Origin of the sequence: Escherichia sp. MOD1-EC6162, from assembly GCF_002965125.1 — a bacterium.
Classification (GTDB): domain Bacteria; phylum Pseudomonadota; class Gammaproteobacteria; order Enterobacterales; family Enterobacteriaceae; genus Escherichia; species Escherichia marmotae.
Genome location: NZ_PTSB01000079.1, coordinates 1 through 1,004, shown reverse-complemented (window position 1 = coordinate 1,004; position 1,004 = coordinate 1). Strand labels below are relative to the sequence as shown.

Genomic DNA, 1,004 nt, shown 5'->3' with positions numbered 1-1,004 from the left:
GTACGGCCGCCTTCACGGATTGCGAAACGCAGACCGTCGTCCATCGCGATCGGGTGGATCAGGGTAACAACCATTTTGATGTTGTCGCCCGGCATTACCATCTCTACGCCTTCCGGCAGTTCGATAGTACCAGTCACGTCAGTAGTACGGAAGTAGAACTGCGGACGGTAGCCTTTGAAGAACGGAGTATGACGGCCGCCTTCATCTTTGGACAGAATGTACACTTCAGATTCGAACTTGGTGTGCGGCTTGATGGTGCCCGGCTTAGCCAGTACCTGACCACGTTCGATTTCTTCACGTTTGATACCACGCAGCAGAACACCTACGTTCTCACCAGCACGGCCTTCGTCCAGCAGTTTGCGGAACATTTCAACGCCAGTACAGGTAGACTTCTGAGTCTCTTTGATACCAACGATTTCAACTTCTTCGCCAACTTTGATGATACCGCGTTCCACACGACCGGTAACAACAGTACCACGACCGGAGATGGAGAATACGTCTTCGATCGGCAGCAGGAACGGCTTGTCAATCGCACGCTCTGGTTCCGGAATGTAAGAATCCAGGAAGCCAGCCAGTTCCAGGATTTTCGCTTCCCACTCTGCATCGCCTTCCAGCGCTTTCAGTGCAGAACCACGAACGATCGGAGTGTCGTCGCCCGGGAAGTCGTACTGAGACAGAAGTTCACGAACTTCCATTTCAACCAGTTCCAGCAGCTCTTCGTCATCAACCATGTCGCATTTGTTCAGGAACACGATGATGTACGGAACGCCTACCTGACGACCCAGCAGGATGTGCTCACGGGTCTGCGGCATCGGGCCGTCAGTCGCAGCAACAACCAGGATCGCGCCGTCCATCTGAGCAGCACCAGTGATCATGTTTTTAACATAGTCGGCGTGCCCCGGGCAGTCTACGTGTGCGTAGTGACGGGTCGGGGTGTCGTATTCAACGTGAGAAGTGTTGATGGTGATACCACGAGCTTTTTCTTCCGGCGCGTTATCGATCTG

Annotated in this window: 1 protein-coding gene; it reads right to left on the bottom strand. The window is 53.7% G+C overall.

Annotated elements, in window-relative coordinates; all coding sequences use genetic code 11:
- The coding region (gene tuf / locus A9587_RS24205) for an elongation factor Tu (protein ID WP_098729138.1) at positions 1-1,004 on the bottom strand (1,004 nt) is incomplete at both ends.